We start from the raw sequence: 22,031 nt of genomic DNA, 5'->3' as shown, positions 1-22,031 counted from the left end.
GAGTGTCCCTCTTTCCACACAGCCTCGGCCAGACCACGGAGGCCGTCACCTTTCCGCGGCGGAGACCTGCGGCGGGTGAGGCGGGCCCGTGAAGGACTCCTTTTCAGGCAGGCAATTCACGAGGTGGTCGGGGCGGCCAGCAGGCCTCGGTCGTAGGCGATCGCGACGGCCTCGGCCCGGCGGCTCGCGCCGAGTTTCGCCATCACGCGCGAGAGGTGGACGCTCACCGTCTTCTCGCTGATGTACAGCTCGTCCCCGACCTGCCGGTTGGTACGGCCGAGCGCGACGCGCTCCAGCACGTCCCGTTCCCGGTCGGTGAGGGGATCGACGACGTCACGACGCGGGGCCGCGGGCACACCGGGAAGCTCGACGCGCGCCCGGTGACTCAGGTCCCGGACCGCTTCGCGCAGCGGACAGGCACCCAGCTTGTCGGCGACCGCGTACGCGGCCAGCAGTTCCGACGCGGCCAGCGAAGTGTCGCCGTTGGTCGCCAGCAGGGACTTCGCGTGCTGCAGGCGGCACATGGCCTGCTCGTACACCGCGCCGTACCCGAACGCGTCGACCGCCTTCGCCCACAGCCCCGGATCGCCCGAGCCGCGCAGACAGCCGCCGAGCGCCTCGAGCCGGGCGAGCCACGCCAGCGCCTCCGGACCGAGCGACACCGAACGCGGGATGCCGTGTTCGGCGCAACGTCGTCCGTGGGCGAGCATCTTCTCGCCCGACTCCACCGCGGCGTCCACGGTCGCTTGGTCCCCGCGGACCCGGGCTTCGGCGGCCTGCGCGACGGCGGCCGCGAGGCCGTGCACGCTGATCCGGATCCCGCCGAGCATCGCGGGTTCGATCTCTTCGAGCCAGTCGATCAGCTCGTGTGCCTGCCGCACCGCGCCCGCGTGGTCCCGGCGCCATGACGCGAGCTGGATGGCCGCGTCACCGGCCGCGCCCGCGATCGAAACGTCCGTGCTCCAGTGCTGCCGCAGGCTGGGCAGGATCTTGTCCGCGTCCTCGAACCGGCCCCGCCCGACGACGAACTGCGCCCAGATCCCCAGGAAACGACCGGCGACGACGCTCGAAACACCGCGGCCCGCGCGGCCGGCGTCGTCGTCTTCCGGCCAGTCCCCGCTGACGTACCGCAGCGTGAGGTGCTTGGTCCGCAGCTCGATCCCGAACGAACTCCAGGTCAGCCCGGTGTCCTTGGCCCGCTGGATGCCCTTGGCGTAGTACTTCAGCGCGGAATGGATCTCGGCCCGGTCGTCGTAGCTCATCCCGAGGAAGTGCAGCGCCCGCAGTTCACCGTTGAGCGCACCGGAATCCCTGGCCTTCCGCTCGGCCTGGCGCAGCCGCTCACGCGCCTCCTCGACGTCGCCCGCCGAATCGGCCAGCGTGCCGAGCGAGACCAGTGCGGCCGCCTCCGCCCCGCCCGCGCCGACGGCCTTCGCGTCGGCGACCGCGGCCAGCGCGCACTGCAGCGCCTCGTCATGCCTGTCGATCAGTCTCAAGATGCCCGCCCTGGTGGCGAGTACCCAGGCCCGCGCGGAACTCGCCTCGGTGTGTTCGACCAGGCTCCAGGCCTTGTCGATCGCCTCGACGACCTCGTCGAGCGTGCCGTCGACCGAAAGCAGCGCCTCCGCGTGCCGTCGCCAGACCTTGGCGGCCCGTTCGCTGCCGGTGTCCTGACCGAGTGCCTCGGTCGCGGACCGCGAATACGCCACCGCTCGCTCCGGTTCCCCCGACGTGCTCGCGAAGTACGACGCCTCGTGCAGCAGGCGGAGTTCGTCGACGTCCGATGGCCGGTCCGGGGCGGGGACGGCGTCCCAAATGGACAGTGCCTGTTCGACGTGCCGCAACGCGGAACCGGGCGCGCCCAGCTTCTCGGCCTCGTCCATCGCGCGCAGCAACGCGGCCAGCGCGCCGACGAAGTCCTTGCTCTCCAGGCTGTGGTGCGCGAGCCGCGCGTCCTGGCCGCGGCCCTGCGTCCGGGTGCGGATACGCGACGCGTAGGCCGCGTGCATACGCACCCGTTCGCCCGGCAGCAGATCGCCGTAGACGGCTTCCTGCAGCAGCGCGTGACGGAAGGTGTAGAAGCCGTTCTCGATCACCAGTACGTGATGCTGCACCGCCTCGCGCAGTGCCTCGTCGAGTTCGAGTTCGTCCAGTCCGGAGATCTCGGCGAGCGCGGCGTGCGCCACCGCGTCTTTGGCGACCGAGACCACGCGCAGCACCCGGCGGGTGATCTGGGAAAGCTGCTCCACCCTGGCGAGGAGCACTTCGGCCAGCCCGGCGGGGAGCTCGCGGCAGTCCTTCGCGGACGCGAGCAGTTCCTCGACGAAGAACGGATTGCCCTCGGACCGGGAGACGATGTCGGCGATCATGTCCTGGCCGATCGGCTCGTCGGCCAGCGCCTCGACGAACGCGCGCGCGTCCTCGGCACCGAACGGCTTGACCTCGACGCGTTCGACCGCGCCCAGTCGCACCACCTCGGACAGCAGTCCCCGCAGCGGATGCCGCCGGTGGACGTCCTCCTCGCGATAGCTCGCCACCACCAGCAGCCGCTGGGTGCGCAGCCTCGTCATCAGGAAGGACAGCAGGTTCCGGGTGGAACCGTCGGCCCAGTGCAGATCCTCCAGCAGGATCACCACCGGCCGGCGCTGCGCGATGACGGTCAGCACCCCCAGTACCGCGTCGAACAGCTGGAGCTGGCCGAGGTCCTGTTCGGGCCTGAGCCGTTGCGTCGACACCCGTTCGCTCGCGGTGAGCTGACCGTCTTCGATGGCGGGGAAGTCCTCCGCCTGCTGCATCTGCGGAAGCAGCCTGCCCAGCGCCGGCCGGGCACGGACCGCGGCGGTGACCGCGGGATCGGACGTCGTCGCCAGCGGCGCCAGCGCCTCGGCGAACGGAAGATAAGGAAGACCGCCCTCATGGACGTCGATACAGCGCCCGGTGAGTACCAGGGCGCCCGCGCCGGCGGCGTACTCGCCGAGCGCGGACAGGAGGCGGGTCTTGCCGACGCCGGCGTCTCCGGAGAGCAGCACCGCGCCCGCCTCTGCCCGTTCTGCACGGGCGAAGGCGGCGCGGAGCTGCCGCATCTCCTGAGTGCGGGCGACGATCGGGATTCCGGAGCCAAGACGGGGCACGAGGTGCATTCTTGCCTACCGGACCGACAACTTCGCCTGGGTTTCTGCCGAGAGCTTCATCGCACTCGGCCTCTACCGGGTGATCTCGCCGCTGCGAGCGGGCACCTGCCCGGTCTCCCGGCGGTGCTGGGCGGGCACCTGGACCTCGGCGCGGTTCGCGCGGATCCGCTTGCCTGCCCGGCGGGCCCTGTCGACCCACACGCTGCGGCCTGCCCGCCGCAGCTCTTCCCGTCGGTATTCGACCTCGGCCAGCACTCCGGTGAGCAGAGCGTCGTTGCTGTACATCATTGTCTCCCCTTAGGAACTCACTACCTGGTTTGGTAAGAACCAGATTCGTCCTGAGGGGTGGCTCGCGGCATCGGGTGATCACCTACACCCGGACGTGGTTCGACCCCTTACTCCCGCCCATCCCCTGCTCGGCGGTCGTAAGGGGTCGAATTCCAGCGTGTCTAGCCGTGGTCCGTACCACTCGGGCGCACGGCGCCGAGCAGCCCTCGCCAAGCGCTCGACGAGAGGCGGAAGGAACCGCCATCGGGATCCTTGGAATCCCTCAGGGCGGCGCCGGAACCGGTGAAGGCGACCTCGACGCAGTCGTTGCCGCCACCGCTGTGGCTGCTCTTGCGCCACCGGGCCTGGGAAAGATCATCGTTGGGCGTCATGCTCCCCACTCCTTACTAGTTTCCGGGGACTTCGAGTAAGCCGAGGTCCCGATAGTGCGGTTTCTCCGGCAGGGCCGCCTGTTCGGCGAACCTTCCGGCGGCCTCGGCGATCACCTCGACCGAGTCGTCCGGCTTCAACGCGGCGGCACGCAGATGGTCGAACATCAACGCGTATCGCCGGACGTCCGGGGGTTCCTCCAGGTAGAGCCCGCTGGAGGTGCTGTCGACGTAGACCACGTCGGTGTCGGCAAGTTCGGGGAAGCCCATGACGAGGAACGGACCTTCCATCCCGGGGTGGGCACCCGCGCCGAACGGCACGACCTGGACGGTCACGTTCGCCCTCGCCGCCATCGTGACCATCCGGTGCAGCTGTTCCGCCATCACCTCGGCGCTGTCGATCGTGCGGTGCAGGACCGCCTCGTCGATCACGGCCCAGTACTCCGGCGGCGAAGGGTCCGTCAGCAGTTCCTGCCGCGCCATCCTCGCCGCCACCCGGCGCCTGATCTCGGCTTCCTCGGCGTCGGGCCGCATCGCCCTGATCACGGCCCTGGCGTAGCGCTCGGTCTGCAACAGACCCGGCACCAGCAGTGCTTGGAACGCCCGTAGCGAACTCGCGTCCGCCTCCAGGCCGACGAAGGTGCCGGTGAACACCTCGTTATACGCGTGCCACCAGCCGCGTTTGCGGGCTTCCCTGGCCAGCTGGACGAGTGCTTCCTGCTCGTCGCCGGCGATGCCGTACAGCTCGAGCATGTCGCGCGCGTCGCGCGGGGTGACGCCGACGTGCCCGGTTTCGATGCGGCTGACCTTCGACGCCGAGCATTCGAGCTTCTCGCTCACCTCGTCGATGGTGAGGTCCGCCGCCTCGCGCAACCGCCTCAGTTCACTCGCCAGTCTCCGGCGGCGCACGGTGGGTCCCTGACCCCTCGTCATCACGGCACCTCCACAGGCTGTCCGAGCAACACCGATCGTGACGCGGCGAGGAGAACCGTGTTCGGAAACCTCGCTCGAAGCTCATCTAACCAGCCCGGGACACATTCGGTGAGATGGTCACCCGACCATTTTCCGGCACGGCCGGATTTTCATCCTGCAATTTGCAGATTGCCGTTGCAGGTTGAGCATTGTGCAACGCGGTAGCCCGTCCTCATCGGCGACGGCGGATCCGCTCGCGGCACGGGCGCGGGTCGCGAGCTGCACCGATGGCTTTCGCCAGGATACCCGTCGAAGCCGGATTCACCCCGGTGGAGGGCCGAAGCCGTCCCTCGATCGGTTCCGGCCCTCCCTTTATACCCGAAGCCATTGCGTAATGCTTTGGCTCCAGATGTTAATGCGTTTCGCTATTCCCTCTAAAGGGTGGACAACGCGAACCGCCGATGCGGAACGTCACCGTTCACACCACCCGGAGAAGGCCTTCCTGCACGACGGTCGCGATGTGCGTTCCGTCCGCGGCGAAGAACCGGCCGGTGGCCAGACCGCGGGCACCCGACGCGGTCGGCGACGCGCTGTCGTAGAGGAACCACTCGTCGGCCCGGAACGGGCGGTGGAACCAGAGCGCGTGGTCGAGGCTCGCGCCGATCACCTTGTCGAGGTCCCAGTAGACGCCGTGGCGCGCGAGGACCGAGTCCAGGAGCGTCATGTCGGAGGCGTAGGTCAGCACGCAGACGTGTAACAGTTGCTGGTCCGGAAGCTTGCCGTCGGCCCGCATCCACACCTGGTTGCGAGCGGGGAGTTCACCCGACTTCCGCGTCACCCACGGCGGGTCGTTGACGTAGCGCAGGTCGATCGGGCGCGGCCGGTCGTGGTGGCCGATGAAGTAGCCCTCGGCCCGCTCCTGCAACGTCGGGAGCGACTCGGGGCCAGGGACGTCCGGCATGCCCTCGGAGTGCTCGATGCCGCCTTCGTCCTTCTGGAACGACGCGGACAGCGAAAAGATCGCCTTGCCGTGCTGGATGCCGACGACGCGGCGGGTGGTGAACGAACGGCCGTCGCGGATGCGGTCGACCTCGTAGACGATCGGGACACTCGGGTCGCCGCCGCGGATGAAGTACGCGTGCAGCGAGTGGACCTTCCGCTCCTCGGGCACGGTGCGGCCGGCGGCGACGAGCGCCTGCCCCGCGACCTGCCCGCCGAACACCCGCACCGGCGAATGGGCCGGTGAGACGCCGCGGAAGATGTTCTCTTCGATCTTCTCCAAGTCCAGCAGCGCGACCAGCCGGTCGAGCACCGGCTGACCGCCGACGCCCCCGGTGCCGTCGAATCCGGCCGCGGCCTCCCTGGCCATTTCAGTCATAGGCGAAGCCTAGGTGGTGGGGCGCGTCAGGCCTCTGCGAGGCGGGACGTTTGTCGCGAAGGCCACCTTCGGGACGTCCCGATGCCTACCGACGGGCTGAAGGGGACTTTCCCCGCATGGCATGCAGGGAAAGCGCCCTTCGCCGCGTCAGACGCGGGGAAAGTCCCCATCAGCCCCCGGACCCGAATCGCCGCTCACGCCCCTCCCCGGCAACCGACCGCGGAAGCCGCCTTCAGGACGTCCCGGACGAGATGAACGGGACTTTCATTGCAAAATTTGCAGTGAAAGTCCCGTTCATCTCACAGGCGTGGGCTCTGACCGGCGTCAGGCGTGGTCGTCCTCACCGAGGCGGTGCACCCGGATCAGGTTGGTCGAGCCGACCGTTCCCGGCGGGGAGCCGGCGACGATGACCACGAGGTCGCCCTTCGCGTACTTGCCCATTTCGAGCATCGCGTGGTCGACCTGCTGGATCATCTGGTCGGTGGAGTCGACCTTCGGCACGATCCGCGTCGTGGTGCCCCAGGTCATCGCGAGCTGGCTGCGGACGCTCTCCTCCGGGGTGAAGGCCAGCAGCGGCAGCCGCGTGTGCAGCCGCGCGAGCCGCCGGACGGTGTCACCGGACTGGGTGAAGGCGACCAGCGCCTTGGCGTTAAGCCGCTCGCCGATGTCACGGGCCGCGTAGGAGATGACACCGCGCTTGGTGCGCGGGACATGCGACAGCGGCGGCACGACCGGCGAGTCGGTCTCGACGGCTTCGATGATGCGGCCCATGGTCTTGACCACCTCGATGGCGTAGCGGCCGACGCTGGTCTCACCCGAGAGCATGAGGGCGTCCGCGCCGTCGAGCACCGCGTTGGCGACGTCCGAGGCCTCCGCGCGGGTCGGACGGGAGCTGTTGATCATCGACTCGAGCATCTGCGTCGCGACGATGACCGGCTTCGCGTTCTCGCGGGCGATCTGGATGGTGCGCTTCTGCACCAGCGGGACCTGCTCCAGCGGGAGTTCGACGCCGAGGTCGCCACGGGCGATCATGACCGCGTCGAAAGCGAGCACGATGGCTTCGAGGTTGTAGACCGCTTCGGGCTTCTCGATCTTCGCGACCACCGGGAGGCGGCCCTTGCCCACGCGGTCCATCACCTGGTGGACCAGGTCGATGTCGGCGGGCGAGCGGACGAACGACAGCGCGATGAAGTCCACGCCCAGTTCGAGCGCGAACTCGAGGTCTTCAATGTCCTTCTCGGACAGCGCCGGCACGGAGACGTCCATGCCCGGCAGAGAGACACCCTTGTTGTTACTGACGGGGCCGCCTTCGGTGACCTCGCACACGACGTCCGGGCCCTCGACGTCCTTGACCACGAGGCCGACCTTGCCGTCGTCAACGAGGAGACGGTCGCCGGGCTTCGCGTCGTCGGCGAGTCCCTTGTAGGTGGTCGAGACGCGGTCGTGGGTGCCCGCGACGTCCTCGACGGTGATCCGCACGATGTCGCCGTTGTGCCACTCGACCGGCCCGCCCGCGAAGGTGCCGAGACGGATCTTCGGCCCCTGGAGGTCGGCGAGGATTCCCACCGCGCGGCCGGATTCGGCGGCGGCGGTGCGGATGAGGTCGTAGACCTGCTTGTGGTCGCTGTGCGTCCCGTGGCTGAAGTTCATCCTCGCGACGTCCATCCCGGCGTCGACGAGTTGCCGCATCTTCTCCGGCGTAGCGGTCGCGGGGCCAAGGGTACAAACGATCTTCGCGCGTCGGCTCACGTTCGCACAGCGTAGTCCCTCATCGGTGCCACGTCTTTACCGATACCGAAAGTTCAAGGAAAGTGTCAGTTCACCTGGGCGAGGGACAACCCTCGAACAGGCTTCGGCGGTTATCGGCGCGGCTTCTCACTCGCCCCGACCCGGTCCCGCGCCCACTCGTTGAACCCCCGGACCTGACGCCACGCCTTCCGCACCCTGTCGAGCGCGCCTCGTTCGTGCAGAACGTCGTCCGGCTCCCAGCCACGGACGGCGTACACCGAGCGATACCTCAGCAGGTCGATGCGGGGGTGGTCTTCCACGAAGCCGCGCGGCTTCGATTTGAGCCTGTCGCCCTTGACCTCCCAGCCGGTTTTCTCCAGCTTCGCGAGGACCTTGGCCAGCTCGGTCCCGTGCACTTCGGTGTCGACGGCCCGGCGGAAGCGGGCGAGCTGATCGGACTCGAAGTGGAAGCAGCCGCCACCGACACGCAGCCCGGCCGGGCCGACCTCGACGTAGTACGCGCCACCTCCGCGGCCCTGCTCGATCACCGCGCCGCAGTGGGTCTTGTACGGCGTCTTGTCCTTGGCGAACCGCACGTCGCGGTACGGGCGGAAGACCTTCCCCTCGCCGAAACCGTCGCCGAACTCCGGGACCAGTTCCGCGAGCAGTGCCTCCATCGGCGCGCGAACGTCGGCCTGATAGGTCGCGAGGTTCGCGTCCCAATAGGACTTGGAGTTGTCGGCCTCGAGACCGTCGTAGAAGTCGATGGCGTATTCGCCGAAACCCTCGAAACCCATGCGGTGAAGTTAATCCCCGCCACCGACAAGTACTTGAAGGCCCCCTTCCCGTACCTAGGCGCAAGGAAGGGAGCCCTCATGTACTCCGAGACTTTGCTTGGATCGGCTCGCCGGGGTGTCGTAGCTCCACCAGTTGTTGCCGCACTTCGCGTACGCCGTGCCCGCGACGGTGGACGGACAGGTGTTCTTCAGGACCTTGTAGTCCCCGATGCCCGCCTGTAGGTGCCCAGCGCCGCTCCGGTCGCGGCGCCACCAGTGGCGTCCTGGGTGACGCCGGTCCAGCCGCCGAAGGACCACAACACCTTGAGCTTCTTCAGCTGCCTGAAGCTCCCGCGCTGGAGGCCGCGTCGTAGAACTTGATCGTGGCCGCTACGGCGCCACCGAGGGCGCAGCCGGTCACGTTGCCGAACGAGTGGTCGATATGGGTCAGCTTGCTCGTTCGCTGGCAGACGCCCCGTGCGGCGAAGTACCAGACCACTCCATCAAGGGTTCAGACCAAGACTTTCGAACATTCCTTGACGGAAATATACCGCACAAGGCACATTCCCTGGATGATGCAGACTTTCGAGATCCTCGCCGAACCACGACGGCGGACCATCCTCGATCTCCTGCGTGACGGCGAGCGGTCGGTCAACGAGCTCGTCGAGGCACTCGAATTGAGCCAACCGGCCGTATCGAAGCACCTACGCGTACTACGCGAGGCAGGTCTGGTCTCCGTCCGCGTCGCCGCCCAGCGCCGGTGCTACCGGCTCCGCCCGGAGCCGCTCGCGGAGGTCGACGCGTGGCTCGCGCCGTACCGCCGGTTCTGGGAGGGGCGGATCGACGCGTTGGAACAACACCTGGACGAGGACAGTCAGTGAACAGGTAGCGGCTCGAACGTGACGCCGCCTCGCGCCTCGTCCCCCAGTCGTGGAGCGCCTGGAGTGTGGGGCGTAACCGCTCCCCCTCCTCGGTGGGCCGGTACTCGACACGCGGCTTTCCAGGCTCTCGCGGAGCACGAGGCCGTCCGCCTCGTGTTCACGCCGCCCGGCATCCGGCGCCGCAGTTCGCCGTACCGGTGCACAACTTCCTTCAGCGGCTGCCTCGGTAATTCGCGGTGGTCGCCTTGCCGGACCGGAAGATCATCCCCGCCGGGAGGATCTACGTGACCGAGACACCGACGTTGTACGAATGGGCGGGCGGGCTGGACGTTCTGCGACGGCTGACCCTGGTCTTCCACGGCCACGTCCTGAAGGGGCCCGTTGTCGGAGCCGGTCTTTTCGCGACATGGACCCCGGCCACCCCGAGCACGTCGCGGTCTGGCTCGCCGAGGTGTTCGGCGGCCCGGAGACCTACAGCCACGACCACGGCGGGCACCGGCACATGGTCGGGCGGCACCTCGGCAGGGCCATCACCGAAGAGCAGCGCCGCCGCTGGGTGAACCTGCTCTTAGACGCCGCCGACGAAGCCGGGCTCCCGGCCGACCCCCGGAATGCCGGTCGGCTTTCGCCGCCTACGTGGAATGGGGCAGCCGTCTCGCGGTGATGTTCTCCCGGCCGCGAGGTCACCGTCCCCGGGCCGATGCCGAAGTGGGACTGGGGCAACCGCCCGCCCTGGCGGCCGCCTTCGGCCTGAGGCGTCATAGTGAGGCGGTCTTGAAAGGAGGCCACCGTGATCCGGGTCGACGGCCGGACCCTGCGCTGCGCGGACGTCGTGACCGCCGCGGGCGCCGAGGGACCGCTGAACATTGACGTGTCGATCGCCGCGCTGCGCGGCGCCGAAAGCGCGTGGAAACTCGCCGAGGAGCTGAGCACGCGCCGGATCGTCTACGGCCGTACCACCGGTGTCGGGGCCAACAAGGAGGACCCGGTCGGCGAAGGGGAGTCACCGGATCACGGCCTGCGGCTGCTGCGCAGTCATGCCGGCGGCAGCGGTGACGTCATGTCCCCCGGCCAGACCAGGGCGATGATGCTGATCCGGCTCAACCAGCTGCTGGCCGGACGCGCCGGGCTCAGCCCCGAACTGATCGGCGCGCTGGCCGCCGCGGTGCGGACCGGGGCGTTGCCGCTGGTGCACCGGCTCGGCGCGATCGGCACCGGCGACCTCGCGCCGCTCGCGGAGACCGGGCTCGCGCTCACCGGCGAACGGCCGTGGCTGTCGGGCGGCGTGCCGCCGGTGCCGGTGCGGGCGGGGGACGCGCTCGCGTTCATGAGCAGCAATGCCGCGACGCTCGCCGAAGCGACCCTCGCGGCGATGCGTCTCGACACGCTGGCGCGGGCGAGTCACGTTGTAGCGGCGCTGACCTACATCGCGCTCGACGGGAATCCGGAGGCGTACGCGACACCTGTGCACGAAGCGCGTCCGCACGCCGGCCAGGTCGCGTGCGCGGCGGAGATGCGGCGGCTGCTCGGCATGGAGGGCACGCCGAAACCAGGACGGCGGATCCAGGACCCGTTCGGGCTCCGCGCGTTCCCGCAGGTGCAGGGCCCCGCGCTGGATGCGATCCACTACCTGCGCGACGTGCTCGCGGTGGAGATCAACGCCAGCACCGAGAACCCGATGATCTCGACGGCACACCAGGACGCCTACCACCACGCGCACTTCCACACCGCGTACGTGTCGACCGCGCTCGACCAGGTGCGCGCGACGATCCACCAGGTCGCCGAGCTGTCGGTAGCCCGGCTGGGTGACCTGGTGGAGCCGGAGTTCACCGGACTGCGGCCGTTCCTCGCGGCCGGTCCGTCGGGCAGTTCGGGCGTGATGATCCTGGAGTACGTCGCGCACGACGCGCTCACCGAACTGCGGCAGGCCGCGCTCCCGGCGACGCTGGGCACCGCCGTCGTCTCACGCGGGATCGAAGACCACGCGAGCTTCTCCACCCAGGCCGCGCGGGCGGCGACCGCCGCCGGGACGGCGTACCGGCAGGTGCTGGCGTGCGAACTGGTCGCGGCCGTCCGGGCGCTGCGGATGCGGAAGGCCGAGCTCGTCGCCCTGCCCGCGCGGGACGCCTACGAGACCGCCGCGGCCGTGCTCGACCCGAGCGTCGAGGACCGGCCGCTCACCGAGGACATCGCGCACGCCGTGTCCCTCTTGGACACCCTCGCGCTCATCTGACCCCCGCGTTTAGTCCTCTGGTTGCGGTCCTTGCACGTGCAACTACCGCAACTAGAGGACTAAACGCGTTCTTCGTCGATTTCGGACTCGACTCGCCGGAAAGCTCGGCCGCTCAGCAACAGCAGCCCCGGCCGGCCAGGGCGTGGAGACGCGCGCTCGTAGTGGGCGGGCGGTTCGCGGCTGTCTCGACGGCGTCGAGCATCCGGCGCCGCGCCGTCTTGTCCAGGACGCGTCCTCGCGTGATCACCAGGTCGATCTTCGCGACGTTGCGGATGTCGGCGGCCGGGTTCGCGTCCAGCAGCACGAGATCCGCCTCCTTCCCCACCGCGACGGTCCCTGAAGTCCGTTCCCTGCCGAGGAACTTCGCCGCGTCGCCCGTGACGGTCTTCAGCGCCTGCACCGGCGAGAGTCCGGCCTCGACCAGGAAGGCGAGCTCCTCGTGCAGCCCGCTGCCGGGGAAGGTGTACGGGTTGAGGCAGTCGGTGCCGCCGATGATCCCGACGCCGGCGTAGTGCGCGACCCCGACCAGCCGCAGCGTCTCCTGGTAGTACCGCTCCTGCAAAGCGATCTCCGACGGCGTCTTCGGTGCGAACCGCTCGATGCCCACGGCCCAGCTCTCGCGGATGTCGGCGGGGACGTACTTGAGCCGCGGGTCCTGCTTGTGGGTCTCGGCTGGCTGCGTGACGACCCGGTTGATCGTCAGCGTCGGCGAATGCCAAGTGCCGTCGCGCCGCAACCGGTTGAAATAGCTCCACGCCGCGTGGGGGCTGTACGTGGAGACCGACTCGAACTCCAGTTGCCGCGCCACGGTGAAGAAAGCTCGCGGCGCCGCCGGGTCGTAAGGCATCGCCCGCAACCGGGCGAGGATCTCGTCGCGCCGGGTCGAACAGTGGATGGACACCCCGAAGAAGTGTTCGAAACTGTGCTGGCCGAGATCGCTCGCCTCGAAATGGGACACCTTGTACGGCCAGTGCCCGGAGAACCGCAGCCCCTGGTCGCGAACCTCGTCCGCGACCGCGCGCAGCGCCTCGGGACCGAGATAGGAGTAGACCTTGACGAACTCGGCGCCCGCCGCCGCCTCCGCGCGGACCGCCGCCCGCGCCTCGGCTTCGGTCGAAACCTGGATCACCGGCGGGCCCAGCAGGGTGACCGGCCCGTCGACGATCCCGCTTCCCAGCACCAGACGCGGGCCGAGCAGCTCACCGCGTTCGATCTTGTCCCGTGACACGCGGTTCTCCGCGTAACCCCACATCTCACGGGCGCCCGTGACGCCGTGGGCCAAGTGCAGCGGCGGGACGATCTCTTCGAGGTCCGCACCGTGGGTGTGCATGTCCCACAGTCCAGGGATGAGGTACTTGCCGCGGCCGTCGATCACGCGCGCGGCACCGGTTTCCGGGAGTTGCTCCGAGCCGCCGACCCAGGCGATCCGGTCGCCGACGAGGACGACGGAGACGTCATGCCGCGGAGCCGAACCCGTGCCGTCGATCAGCGTGACCCGGGTGATGACGACGATCTCGCCCGTGGCCGCGACGGCCGTGCCGGGCAGCAGCCCGGCCAACGCCACCCCGGTCCCGCTCACGGTCAGCCATCTCAGGAACTCGCGTCTGCTGGATCCCGCTCCGGCCATGAGAACCCCGCCCTTCCACCCAGATCCCCCGGTGGCCGATTCAACTCGCCGTGCGGGCGGGGCCGCAAGGAAAGCGAAGGCCCCTTACCGAGCACAGCACAAAGTAAGGGGCCTTCTCCTGTAACACAGCTCAGCCGAAGAAGACCTCGGCCTCTTCGTACCGCTCGGCCGGGACGGTCTTCAGTTCGGCGGTCGCTTCGGAGAGCTTGACGCGGACGATGTCCGTGCCGCGCAGCGCCACCATCATGCCGAAGTCGCCGTCGGCGACGGCGTCGACGGCGTTGAGGCCGAACCGGGTGGCGAGCACGCGGTCGTACGCCGTCGGGGTGCCGCCGCGCTGGACGTGCCCGAGCACGACCGCGCGGGACTCCTTGCCGGTGCGGGCGGCGATCTCGTCGGCCAGCCAGGTGCCGATACCGCCGAGCCTGACGTGCCCGAAGGCGTCCTTCTCACCGGTGAGAAGCCGCTCCTCCCCACCTTCGGGCAGCGCGCCCTCGGCGACGACGATGATCGGCGCGTACTCCTTCTCGAAGCGGCGCTCGACCCACTCGACGACCTGGTCCACACTGAAGTGCCGCTCCGGCACCAGGATCACGCTCGCGCCGCCGGCGAGGCCGGAGTGCAGCGCGATCCAGCCCGCGTGCCGGCCCATGACCTCGACGACCAGGGCGCGGTGGTGCGACTCGGCCGTGGTGTGCAGCCGGTCGATGGCCTCGGTGGCGATCGAGACGGCCGTGTCGAAACCGAAGGTGTAGTCGGTCGCGCCGAGGTCGTTGTCGATCGTCTTGGGCACCCCGACGACGCCGATGCCGTCGTCGGTGAGCCGCTTCGCGACGCCGAGGGTGTCCTCGCCGCCGATCGCGATCAGCGCGTCGACCTGCTGCTCGGCGAGAACGGACTTGATCTTGTCGACGCCGCCGTCGATTTTGTACGGGTTGGTCCGCGAGGAGCGCAGGATCGTGCCGCCGCGGGTGAGGATGTCCTCGACGTCGTTCAGGCCGAGCGGACGGCTGTCCCCGGCGAGGGGACCGTTCCAGCCGTTGCGGAACCCGACGATGTCCCAGCCGTGCACCTCGATGCCCTTGCGCACCACAGCGCGGATCACCGCGTTGAGCCCCGGGCAGTCGCCACCGCCGGTCAGCACACCGACACGCATCAGAAGCCTCCGTCTTGTGTTCCGTAGAGATGACAGTCACATGTCCCGAAGCCAGCGTAGCGTCAGTTCTCTGGATCGGTGCAGGGCGGACCACCTCGGGAATCGGTCCACGGGGCAGTTGTGCTAGCTTGGCGCCGTGCAGCGCTATTCCTGGTTTACGAAGCCGGCCCCGGGTGGGCACGGCGGCGTCGACCTGCGCTGACCTACCACCCCGAGCCGGAATCACACCGGCTCGGCGAGTTCCGCGGGTCGGTCTCCCTTTTCGAAAGGAACCAGACCCGCGATGTCTCCCTCCGCTGACACCCTGATCGCCCTCGACGGGCACCGCACGGCGGCCATCAACCCGCTGCTGTCGCCCGCGATGCTGCGGCACGAACATCCGATGACGGCGGAAATCGCCGATACCGTCCTAGCCGGGCGGGCCTCGGCCGTCGACATCCTCGACGGCCGGGACGACCGGCTCCTCGTCGTCGTCGGGCCCTGCTCGGTGCACGACGCGGACGCCGCGCTCGACTACGCCCGCCGCCTCGCCGCCAAGGCCGAAGAACACCGTCGCGACCTGCACATCGTCATGCGCGTCTACTTCGAGAAGCCGCGGACCACGCTCGGCTGGAAGGGCCTGATCAACGACCCCGGCCTCGACGGCACCTACGAGGTCAACCACGGCCTGCGGCTCGCGCGCGAACTGCTGCTCGACATCTCCGCGCTCGGCCTGCCGGTCGGCTGCGAATTCCTCGACCCGATCACCCCCCAGTTCATCTCCGACACCGTGACCTGGGGATCCATCGGCGCGCGGACCGCGGCGAGCCAGGTGCACCGGCAGCTGTGCAGCGCGCTGTCGATGCCGGTGGGGATCAAGAACTCGACCGAGGGCGACGTCCAGGTCGCCGTCGACGCCACCCGCGCGGCCGCCGCGAGCCACGTGTTCGCCGGCATCAACCCCGACGGTCTCGCCGCGCTGATCACCACCGCGGGCAACGAGGACTGTCACGTGATCCTGCGCGGCAGCTCGGCCGGTCCGAACTACGACCCCGCGACCGTGTCCGACACGCTGGCGCGGCTGGCGAAGTCGGGGCTGCCGGAGCGCGTGATCATCGACGCGAGCCACGGCAACAGCGCGAAGGACCACGTGCGCCAGGCTTCGGTCGTCCGTGAACTCGCCGGGCGGATCGGCGCCGGTGAGCGGGGCATCGCCGGGCTGATGCTGGAGAGCTTCCTGGTGGCGGGGCGGCAGGACCTGACACTGGGCTCGGCTTCGTCGCTGACCTACGGGCAGTCGATCACGGACGCCTGCCTCGGGTGGGAGACGACGGCTGAGCTGCTGGACACGCTGGCGGAGGCCGTCGACTCACGGCGGTGAGTGCCTGGGTGCGTCGCGCGGGACCGGACGGACGACACGGGTGATCCGACGGAGGACACCCGTGACTGGACGGACGACACGCGTGTGGCCGGGTCCCGCAGCGAGTCGTCCATCACGAGTGACGTCCCGCCAGCCACGCGAAACCACCCGACAGCAGGACCTGGGACACGGTTGGCCCTAAACCGAATCGGCACTCACGACTTCCCGGGGGCGCCTTGATCGCTTGAAGTACGTGAAGGCCCCCTTCTTTGCGCCTGGCGCGAGGAAGGGGGCCTCCACGGCACTTGGCCCTCACGCGACTTACCACTCACGATCATCGGCTGCAGGGGCCAGGCAGTAGGCGCCGCAGCGTCACGAGCAAGCCCTACCGGTGCCAGTAGGACTCGATGATCCCCCACCGCTGGAAGTTGTGCCGCGCGTCCGCCAATGCGTCGTGCTGGTCGTCCGGGGCCGCGGGGAGCTTCGGTTTGCCCGCGTCCTCCCAGCGTTGCCGCAGGTCACGCGTGAACCGCGGCAGCTGGCGCGGCAGCGCGGGCATCGGCCCCCACAGCTGCGCCAGCGCGACGTGGTCGTAGGCGGCGAACCAGGCCCACAGTTCGATCCCGCCGGGCGGCTTGCCGAAGAACTCGAGCAGGTCCGCACGGATCTTCTCGCGGCTGCGCCACGCCGGGTCGGCGGGCGACGGGAGTTTCGGGAGCACGTTGTCGCGGACCCAGGGGCCCGCCTTGCCGGGATCGAAATCTGTCGAGACCGCGTAGAACTCACGGCCTCTTTCGTCCACGACACCGATCGACACCAGGTCGATCGTCACGCCGTCCTCGATGAATTCGGTGTCGTAGAAAAAGCGCACCGGAGAACCCTAGTGGGCGCTCAGCCGACCTTGGTGTCCGGGATACGGGCGACGTCCTTGGCGGACGGCTGCGCGGGCACCTTCGGGCGGATCCCGGCCTCGTCGGCGGCGAGCAGTTCCTTCGCCTTGGCGGCGTAGATGTCGACGTACTCCTGGCCGGAGAGCTCCATGAGCGCGTACATGATCTCGTCGGTGATGGACCGCTCGATGAAGCGGTCACCGGCCAGGCCCTCGTAGCGTGAGAAGTCGAGCGGCTTGCCGAAACGGATCTCGAGGCGGCGCGGCCACCACATCTTCGAGCCGATCGGGTTGACCTTGTCGGTGCCGACCATGGCCACCGGGACCACCGGGCCGCCGGAGTCGAGCGCGATCCGCGCGACGCCGGTCTTGCCCTTGTACAGGCGGCCGTCCGGGGAGCGGGTGCCTTCGGGGTAGATTCCGAGGAGATGCCCTTCGCGGACCAGGCGGGTCGCGGTGTCGAGCGCGGCCTGCGCCGCGTTGCCGCCGGAGCGGTCGATCGGGAACTGGCCGACGCCGGTGAAGAACCACTTCTTCAGCAGGCCCTTGAGGCCCTTCTCGGTGAAGTACTCCGATTTGGCCGGGAAAGTCACCTTGCGCTTGACCCGGAGCGGCATGAAGAAGGAATCCGCCACCGCGAGGTGGTTGCCCGCGAGGATCACGCCACCGTCGTCGGGGATGTTCTCCGCGCCGACCACCTTGGTAGGCCACAGCGCCTTGAGCAGTGGCCCGATAAACACGTGTTTCATGAGCCAGTACAGCACTGCGAAAACTCCTCCTAGCAGCTCAACCCCCGCGCCCGATGGCCAAGACTACGAATCGCGCACCCCCGGCACAACGAAGTCCACCCGGTTACCCGTACCCAGCGACGGATCTCACACCCGATCCGGCCCGATCCCGACCGTGGCCAGTGGCCCACAAGCCGCTCCGCTCGTGCGAACATAGAGACCTACCCAGCTCTCACGGAAGGCGATCGCATGGCCGTCCTCGCCGGCGCGGAACCGTTCGCTCACCCCGGTTCGACCGAAGCAGGGTTCCTGCTGTGCCACGGATTCACCGGTACCCCCGCGAGTATGCGGGCGTGGGGCGATCATCTGGCCGAGGCCGGTTACACGGTGCGCTGCCCGTTGCTTCCCGGGCACGGCACCCGGTGGCAGGACATGAACCGGACAGGCTGGGAGGATTGGTACGGGGCGGTCCGTGAAGAACTTCTGGCACTTCTCTCCACGTGCGACTCGGTGTTCGTCGCCGGGTTGTCGATGGGTGGGACGCTGACCCTGCGGCTGGCCGAGGAGTTCGGCGACCGGATCGCCGGGATCGTGCTCGTGAACCCCTCGATCATGCGCCGCGGGCTGGACACGAAGCTGCTGCCGATGCTGGCGAACATGGTGCCGTCGGTGAAGGCGATCGCGAACGACATCGCGAAGCCGGGCGAGACCGAGCTGGCCTATCCCCGCACCCCGGTGCGCGCGGCCGCGAGCCTGGCGAAGCTGTGGGCCGTCGTCCGGCCGGAGCTGGCGAAGGTGACCCAGCCGGTGCTGCTGCTGCATTCGGCCGTCGACCATGTGGTGGAGCCGCTGAACTCGCGGATCATCCTCGACGGGATCGGCAGCGAGGACGTCACCGAGGTGGTGCTGGAGAACAGCTTCCACGTCGCCACCCAGGACCACGACGCGGGCCTGATCTTCACGCGTACGGTGGACTTCGCCCGGTCCGTGCGCCGGGAGGGACAGGTGGACGCCGGATGAACAGGGGCAAGGACGGGCCGGAGGACGTCGACGCGACGTTCGCCGAGATCGTGGCCGACCTCCGTGCGGAGGGTGTCGGACTGTTCCCGGAGGACGAACTCGAAAAGCCCGCCGGGAAAGCCGCCGAAAAGGCCGAGAAGGCGGAAAAGCCTTCGGAGAAGACACCACGGCCCGAGACCTCGGAAGCCGAACCCGAACCGGGCTGGCGAGGTGGCGGCACCAGCTGGGACAAGACCCTCTTCGAGGACGCCCCGACCGGATCGAGCGACGACGAGGGCCACTTCGTGCCGCCGGAGCCGCCTCCCCTGCCGCGTCCGCGCAAGGGCGCGTTCATCGTCCTGCTGTTCTTCGTGCTCGGCCTGCTGCTTCTGATCGCGCCCAACCTGATCGGCATGGGCACGCGGCTCGGCACCCCGCTCGGCATCCTCGCACTGGCGACCGCGATCGCGCTGCTCCTGCTGCGGGTCCGTCAGGGGCCGCCGCCCGGTGCGGACCCGCACAACGGCGCGCAGGTCTGAACTGTCGGACAATTCCGGACATGAAGATCGACTTCACACCCTCGCGCCGGTCGACGGTCGGCGCGGAATGGGAACTCGCCCTCGTCGACCGGCGGACCGGTGAACTCTCCTCGGTCTCGGAGCAGGTGCTCGACGCCGTCCGGCCCGACGGCGAGGAGGAGCACCCCAAGATCAAACAGGAGCTGCTGCTCAACACCATCGAGGTGATCAGCGGTATTTGCGACACGATCGCCGAGGTCAAGGCCGATCTGAACGAGTCGCTGGACGTCGTGCACTCGGTACTCGACCCGCTGGGCGTCGAGCTGTTCTCGGCCGGGTCGCATCCGTTCTCGACGTGGTACCAGCAGAAGGTCACCGACAAGGAGCGGTACGCCAAGCTCATCGACCGGACCCAGTGGTGGGGACGGCAGATGCTGATCTACGGCGTCCACGTGCACGTCGGCCTCGACCACCGCGACAAGGCCCTGCCGATCCTGGACGCGCTGCTCAACTACGCGCCGCACCTGCAAGCGCTCTCGGCGTCCTCGCCGTACTGGGGCGCGGAGGACACCGGCTACGCGTCGAACCGCGCGCTGATGTTCCAGCAGCTGCCGACAGCGGGGCTGCCGTTCCAGTTCCGGAAGTGGACCGAGCTGGAGAGCTACGTCGACGACATGTTCACCACGGGCGTGATCGACCACTTCTCCGAGATCCGCTGGGATATCCGGCCCGCCCCGCATTTCGGGACGATCGAGATGCGGGTGTGCGACGGGCTGCCGACGCTGGAGGAGGTCGGCGCGATCTCGGCGCTGACCCAGTGCCTGGTGGACGACTTCAGCGCGCGCCTCGACGACGGCGAGATCCTGCCGACGCTGCCGCCGTGGCACGTCCAGGAGAACAAGTGGCGCGCGGCGCGCTACGGCGTCGACGCGATCGTCATCCTCGACGCCGCGGGCAACGAGCGGCCCGTCACCGAAGACACCCTCGACCTGCTGAACCGGCTCGAACCGGTGGCCCGGCGGCTGGACTGTGTCGAAGAACTGCGAGGGGTGGAGACGATCCTGCGGTACGGGCCCAGCTACCTGCGTCAGCGCGCGGTGGCGAAGCAGTACAACGGGAGTCTGCGCGCCGTCGTCGCTTCCCTCATCGCGGAGATGCGGGACGGGACGATCGCGCGCCCCTGACCCCCGCGATTAGTCCTCTAGTTGCGGTAGTTCGACGTCTGACTACCGCAACAAGAGGACTAATTGCGGTCGAGGTGCCCCAAGAGAGTGCCTGGGCCGAAGGTGGAGGCGCCCAGGGCCTCGACGCGGGACCGTAGTTCGCGGTCGGCGGTCACGACGACGACGTGGTCATCCGGACCGGCCTCGCGAGCCTCGTGCGCCACGGCGACGATCTGGGAGTCCCCGTCCGTCTCGGCGCCGACGACCTCTACACCGGGTACCGCCGCGACTCCTCGCGCCTTACCCTCGACGACCAGCACGACCTTCGGCCACCACGACCATTCCCCGCCGCCGGGCAACGCCGGATCGGCGAACCCGGTCCCGGCCAAGATCGCGAGTTCGTCCCGCAGCCGTTCCGCGGCGCCGCGCCGGTCGCGCCACCAGCCGTCCGGCCGCGATCCGACGACGTTCGCCCCGTCGACCACCAGTACCAGCCTGCGATCCAAGTGTTCCCTCAATCCCGGCCATGCCATCGCGAAGTCGCGGTGCAGCCGGAAATCCGCGACCTCGTCCGGGCGGACCCACCGCAGTTCCACGCTCTCCGCGTTCTTCACCCTCGCCGAAAGCGTGCCGATCGGCGCGGCCAGGATCGTGGTGTAGCGCCAATTCCCGTGATCGACACGCGACGCCGACAACGGCAGGACACGGGCGGGCGGGACGTCGGCCTCTTCGTGAGCCTCGCGGGTGGCGGCCTCACGCGGGCTCTCCCCCGCCTCGACCGCTCCTCCTGGCAGCGCCCACGTGCGCCCGTGATGCACCCACCACGCCCGGCGTTGCAGCAGGACACCGCGGGCGGGATCGGACAGCAGCAACCCGGCGGCGCCGTTCAAACCCCAGTGAAGATGGCCGAAGTCGCACTTCACGAAGCCGTTGCCGTCCAGACGGGTCACGGCTTCAGCCTGTCACACCGACCTCGGCGCCGGGAGCCTTCGCCGCGTCGACGGCGAGCGCCGCGGCGCCGACGATGGCCGTGTCGTCCCCGTGCTGGGCCGCGCGGATCCGGGCCAGCGGCCGGTGCCCGGCGCCGGTGATCTTGCCAGCGTAGTGCTCGCGCGCCTCGTCGAGGAACAGCGGAGCCGATTCGGACACCCCGCCGCCGATCACGATGATCTCGGGATCGAAGACGTCCGCGACCAGCGCCAGCCCCTCGGCCAGCCACTTCGCCAGTTCGGTCATCGCGCGCTGGGCGATCGGGTCGCCGTCGCGGGCGGCACCGGCGACCCGGCGTCCGGTGACCGAACCGGGGTCTCCCCTGGTCTCACGCGCCAGCACGGTCGAGCGGCCAGGGTGCCGCGCGAGCAATTCCACCGCCGTCGCGGCCAAGGCCGTCCCGCTGCAGTACCGCTCCCAGCAGCCGTACTTCCCGCACGGGCAGGCCCGTCCGCCGGGGACGACGGTCAGGTGCCCCAGTTCCGGGGCGACACCGTAGGCACCCCGGTAGATCTTGCCGTCGAGCAGCAGGCCCGCGCCGATCCCGGTACCGAGCGCGATCAACGCGGCGACGTGGGCACCTCGCGCGGCGCCGAAGCGGTATTCGCCGATCGCGGCGGCGTTCACGTCGTGCTCGAGGGTGACGGGAAGGCCGACGCGCTTCTCGATCCGCTCCGCGACCGGCGCGGCACGCCACGACAGATGCGGCGCGAACATCACCGTCCGCCGGTCGTTGGCGACGAACCCGGCCACCGCGAGCCCGACGCCGGAGACCTCGTGCCGGTTGCGGAGGTCTTCGACGACCCCGGCGATGGCGTCTTCGAGCGCGTTCTCCTCGCCGGGGGTGCCGACCCTGGCGGTGTCCATCAGCGAGCCGTGCTCGTCCACCACGCCGGCGCGCACGCTCGTGCCCCCGACGTCCACCCC

Annotated in this window: 21 protein-coding genes and 1 pseudogene; 7 read left to right on the top strand and 15 right to left on the bottom strand. The window is 69.2% G+C overall.

The features are described 5' to 3' along the window. Positions 1-116 precede the first annotated feature (116 nt). The 9 genes and pseudogenes from ACM6LU_RS10260 to ACM6LU_RS10220 all read right to left on the bottom strand — a co-directional run bounded on the left by ACM6LU_RS10260 (position 117) and on the right by ACM6LU_RS10220 (position 9,080). Positions 117-3,140, bottom strand: a complete 3,024-nt coding sequence (locus tag ACM6LU_RS10260; RefSeq protein WP_414937389.1) for a helix-turn-helix transcriptional regulator — start codon at positions 3,138-3,140, stop codon at positions 117-119. A gap of 63 nt (positions 3,141-3,203) precedes the next feature. After that, positions 3,204-3,416: a hypothetical protein gene (locus ACM6LU_RS10255; RefSeq protein WP_414937388.1), complete on the bottom strand. Its 213-nt coding sequence runs from the start codon at positions 3,414-3,416 to the stop codon at positions 3,204-3,206. 164 nt (positions 3,417-3,580) lie between these two features. After that, positions 3,581-3,790 carry a DUF397 domain-containing protein gene (locus ACM6LU_RS10250; RefSeq protein ID WP_414937387.1) on the bottom strand — a complete coding sequence of 70 codons (210 nt, stop codon included), beginning with the start codon at positions 3,788-3,790 and terminating at the stop codon, positions 3,581-3,583. Between the two features lie 15 nt (positions 3,791-3,805). Next, positions 3,806-4,720 carry a helix-turn-helix domain-containing protein gene (locus tag ACM6LU_RS10245; protein WP_414937386.1) on the bottom strand — a complete coding sequence of 305 codons (915 nt, stop codon included), beginning with the start codon at positions 4,718-4,720 and terminating at the stop codon, positions 3,806-3,808. Positions 4,721-5,177: 457 nt separating this feature from the next. Next, positions 5,178-6,077: an acyl-CoA thioesterase gene (locus ACM6LU_RS10240; protein ID WP_414937385.1), complete on the bottom strand. Its 900-nt coding sequence runs from the start codon at positions 6,075-6,077 to the stop codon at positions 5,178-5,180. A gap of 324 nt (positions 6,078-6,401) precedes the next feature. Continuing rightward, on the bottom strand, positions 6,402-7,826 hold the full coding sequence (gene pyk / locus ACM6LU_RS10235) for a pyruvate kinase (RefSeq protein ID WP_414937384.1): 1,425 nt from the start codon (positions 7,824-7,826) through the stop codon (positions 6,402-6,404). Positions 7,827-7,936: 110 nt separating this feature from the next. Continuing rightward, positions 7,937-8,602, bottom strand: a complete 666-nt coding sequence (locus ACM6LU_RS10230; RefSeq protein ID WP_414937383.1) for a DUF2461 domain-containing protein — start codon at positions 8,600-8,602, stop codon at positions 7,937-7,939. Positions 8,603-8,707: 105 nt separating this feature from the next. After that, positions 8,708-8,886 (bottom strand): annotated as a pseudogene (locus tag ACM6LU_RS10225) (chitinase); the annotation flags it as partial. 29 nt (positions 8,887-8,915) lie between these two features. Further along, complete coding sequence (locus ACM6LU_RS10220; RefSeq protein WP_414937382.1) at positions 8,916-9,080, bottom strand: hypothetical protein; 165 nt, start codon at positions 9,078-9,080, stop codon at positions 8,916-8,918. Positions 9,081-9,153: 73 nt separating this feature from the next. Here ACM6LU_RS10220 and ACM6LU_RS10215 point away from each other — a divergent pair, with 73 nt between their 5' ends. The 3 genes from ACM6LU_RS10215 (at position 9,154) to ACM6LU_RS10205 (ending at position 11,695) form a co-directional block, all read left to right on the top strand. Next, positions 9,154-9,462, top strand: a complete 309-nt coding sequence (locus ACM6LU_RS10215) for an ArsR/SmtB family transcription factor (protein WP_414937381.1) — start codon at positions 9,154-9,156, stop codon at positions 9,460-9,462. Positions 9,463-9,868: 406 nt separating this feature from the next. Further along, entirely contained in the window at positions 9,869-10,126 is a 258-nt protein-coding gene (locus ACM6LU_RS10210; protein WP_414937380.1) for a hypothetical protein, read from the top strand. A 126-nt stretch (positions 10,127-10,252) separates the two neighbouring features. Beyond that, the gene (locus ACM6LU_RS10205; RefSeq protein ID WP_414937379.1) at positions 10,253-11,695 is read left to right on the top strand and encodes an aromatic amino acid ammonia-lyase; all 1,443 of its coding nucleotides are present in this window, start codon (positions 10,253-10,255) and stop codon (positions 11,693-11,695) included. A 112-nt stretch (positions 11,696-11,807) separates the two neighbouring features. Here ACM6LU_RS10205 and ACM6LU_RS10200 read toward each other — a convergent pair whose 3' ends face one another. Further along, a complete protein-coding gene (locus tag ACM6LU_RS10200; RefSeq protein WP_414937378.1) occupies positions 11,808-13,322 on the bottom strand; it encodes an amidohydrolase family protein in 1,515 nt (504 codons plus the stop codon). Positions 13,323-13,452: 130 nt separating this feature from the next. Next, on the bottom strand, positions 13,453-14,478 hold the full coding sequence (locus ACM6LU_RS10195) for a 6-phosphofructokinase (RefSeq protein ID WP_414937377.1): 1,026 nt from the start codon (positions 14,476-14,478) through the stop codon (positions 13,453-13,455). Positions 14,479-14,761: 283 nt separating this feature from the next. Between ACM6LU_RS10195 and ACM6LU_RS10190 the strand changes: the two genes are divergently transcribed. Next, the gene (locus ACM6LU_RS10190) at positions 14,762-15,838 is read left to right on the top strand and encodes a 3-deoxy-7-phosphoheptulonate synthase (RefSeq protein ID WP_414937376.1); all 1,077 of its coding nucleotides are present in this window, start codon (positions 14,762-14,764) and stop codon (positions 15,836-15,838) included. A 364-nt stretch (positions 15,839-16,202) separates the two neighbouring features. Here the strand turns inward: ACM6LU_RS10190 and ACM6LU_RS10185 are convergent, their stop codons facing one another. Further along, entirely contained in the window at positions 16,203-16,688 is a 486-nt protein-coding gene (locus ACM6LU_RS10185) for a polyadenylate-specific 3'-exoribonuclease AS (RefSeq protein ID WP_414937375.1), read from the bottom strand. A 20-nt stretch (positions 16,689-16,708) separates the two neighbouring features. Next, on the bottom strand, positions 16,709-17,470 hold the full coding sequence (locus ACM6LU_RS10180; protein ID WP_414937374.1) for a lysophospholipid acyltransferase family protein: 762 nt from the start codon (positions 17,468-17,470) through the stop codon (positions 16,709-16,711). Between the two features lie 213 nt (positions 17,471-17,683). On the opposite strand from ACM6LU_RS10180, the gene ACM6LU_RS10175 reads away from it, so the two are divergent. Genes ACM6LU_RS10175 through ACM6LU_RS10165 form a run of 3 tightly spaced genes read left to right on the top strand, consistent with a single transcriptional unit; the run spans position 17,684 to position 20,135 of the window. Beyond that, the gene (locus ACM6LU_RS10175) at positions 17,684-18,454 is read left to right on the top strand and encodes an alpha/beta hydrolase (RefSeq protein WP_414937373.1); all 771 of its coding nucleotides are present in this window, start codon (positions 17,684-17,686) and stop codon (positions 18,452-18,454) included. After that, positions 18,451-18,972, top strand: coding sequence for a hypothetical protein (locus tag ACM6LU_RS10170; RefSeq protein ID WP_414937372.1), 522 nt, complete (start codon positions 18,451-18,453; stop codon positions 18,970-18,972). Before ACM6LU_RS10175 ends, ACM6LU_RS10170 begins: the two co-directional genes overlap by 4 nt. Before the next feature lie 20 nt (positions 18,973-18,992). Further along, positions 18,993-20,135, top strand: a complete 1,143-nt coding sequence (locus ACM6LU_RS10165) for a glutamate--cysteine ligase (protein WP_414937371.1) — start codon at positions 18,993-18,995, stop codon at positions 20,133-20,135. Between the two features lie 59 nt (positions 20,136-20,194). Here the strand turns inward: ACM6LU_RS10165 and ACM6LU_RS10160 are convergent, their stop codons facing one another. Beyond that, on the bottom strand, positions 20,195-21,064 hold the full coding sequence (locus tag ACM6LU_RS10160) for an NUDIX domain-containing protein (RefSeq protein ID WP_414937370.1): 870 nt from the start codon (positions 21,062-21,064) through the stop codon (positions 20,195-20,197). Between the two features lie 4 nt (positions 21,065-21,068). Further along, entirely contained in the window at positions 21,069-22,028 is a 960-nt protein-coding gene (locus tag ACM6LU_RS10155) for an ROK family protein (protein ID WP_409491894.1), read from the bottom strand. Positions 22,029-22,031: the final 3 nt, after the last annotated feature.

Origin of the sequence: Amycolatopsis sp. cmx-11-51, assembly GCF_047608665.1 — a bacterium.
Lineage (GTDB): Bacteria > Actinomycetota > Actinomycetes > Mycobacteriales > Pseudonocardiaceae > Amycolatopsis.
The sequence above is the reverse complement of the archived record's forward strand: the minus strand, read 5'-3'. Positions and strand labels throughout refer to the sequence as shown.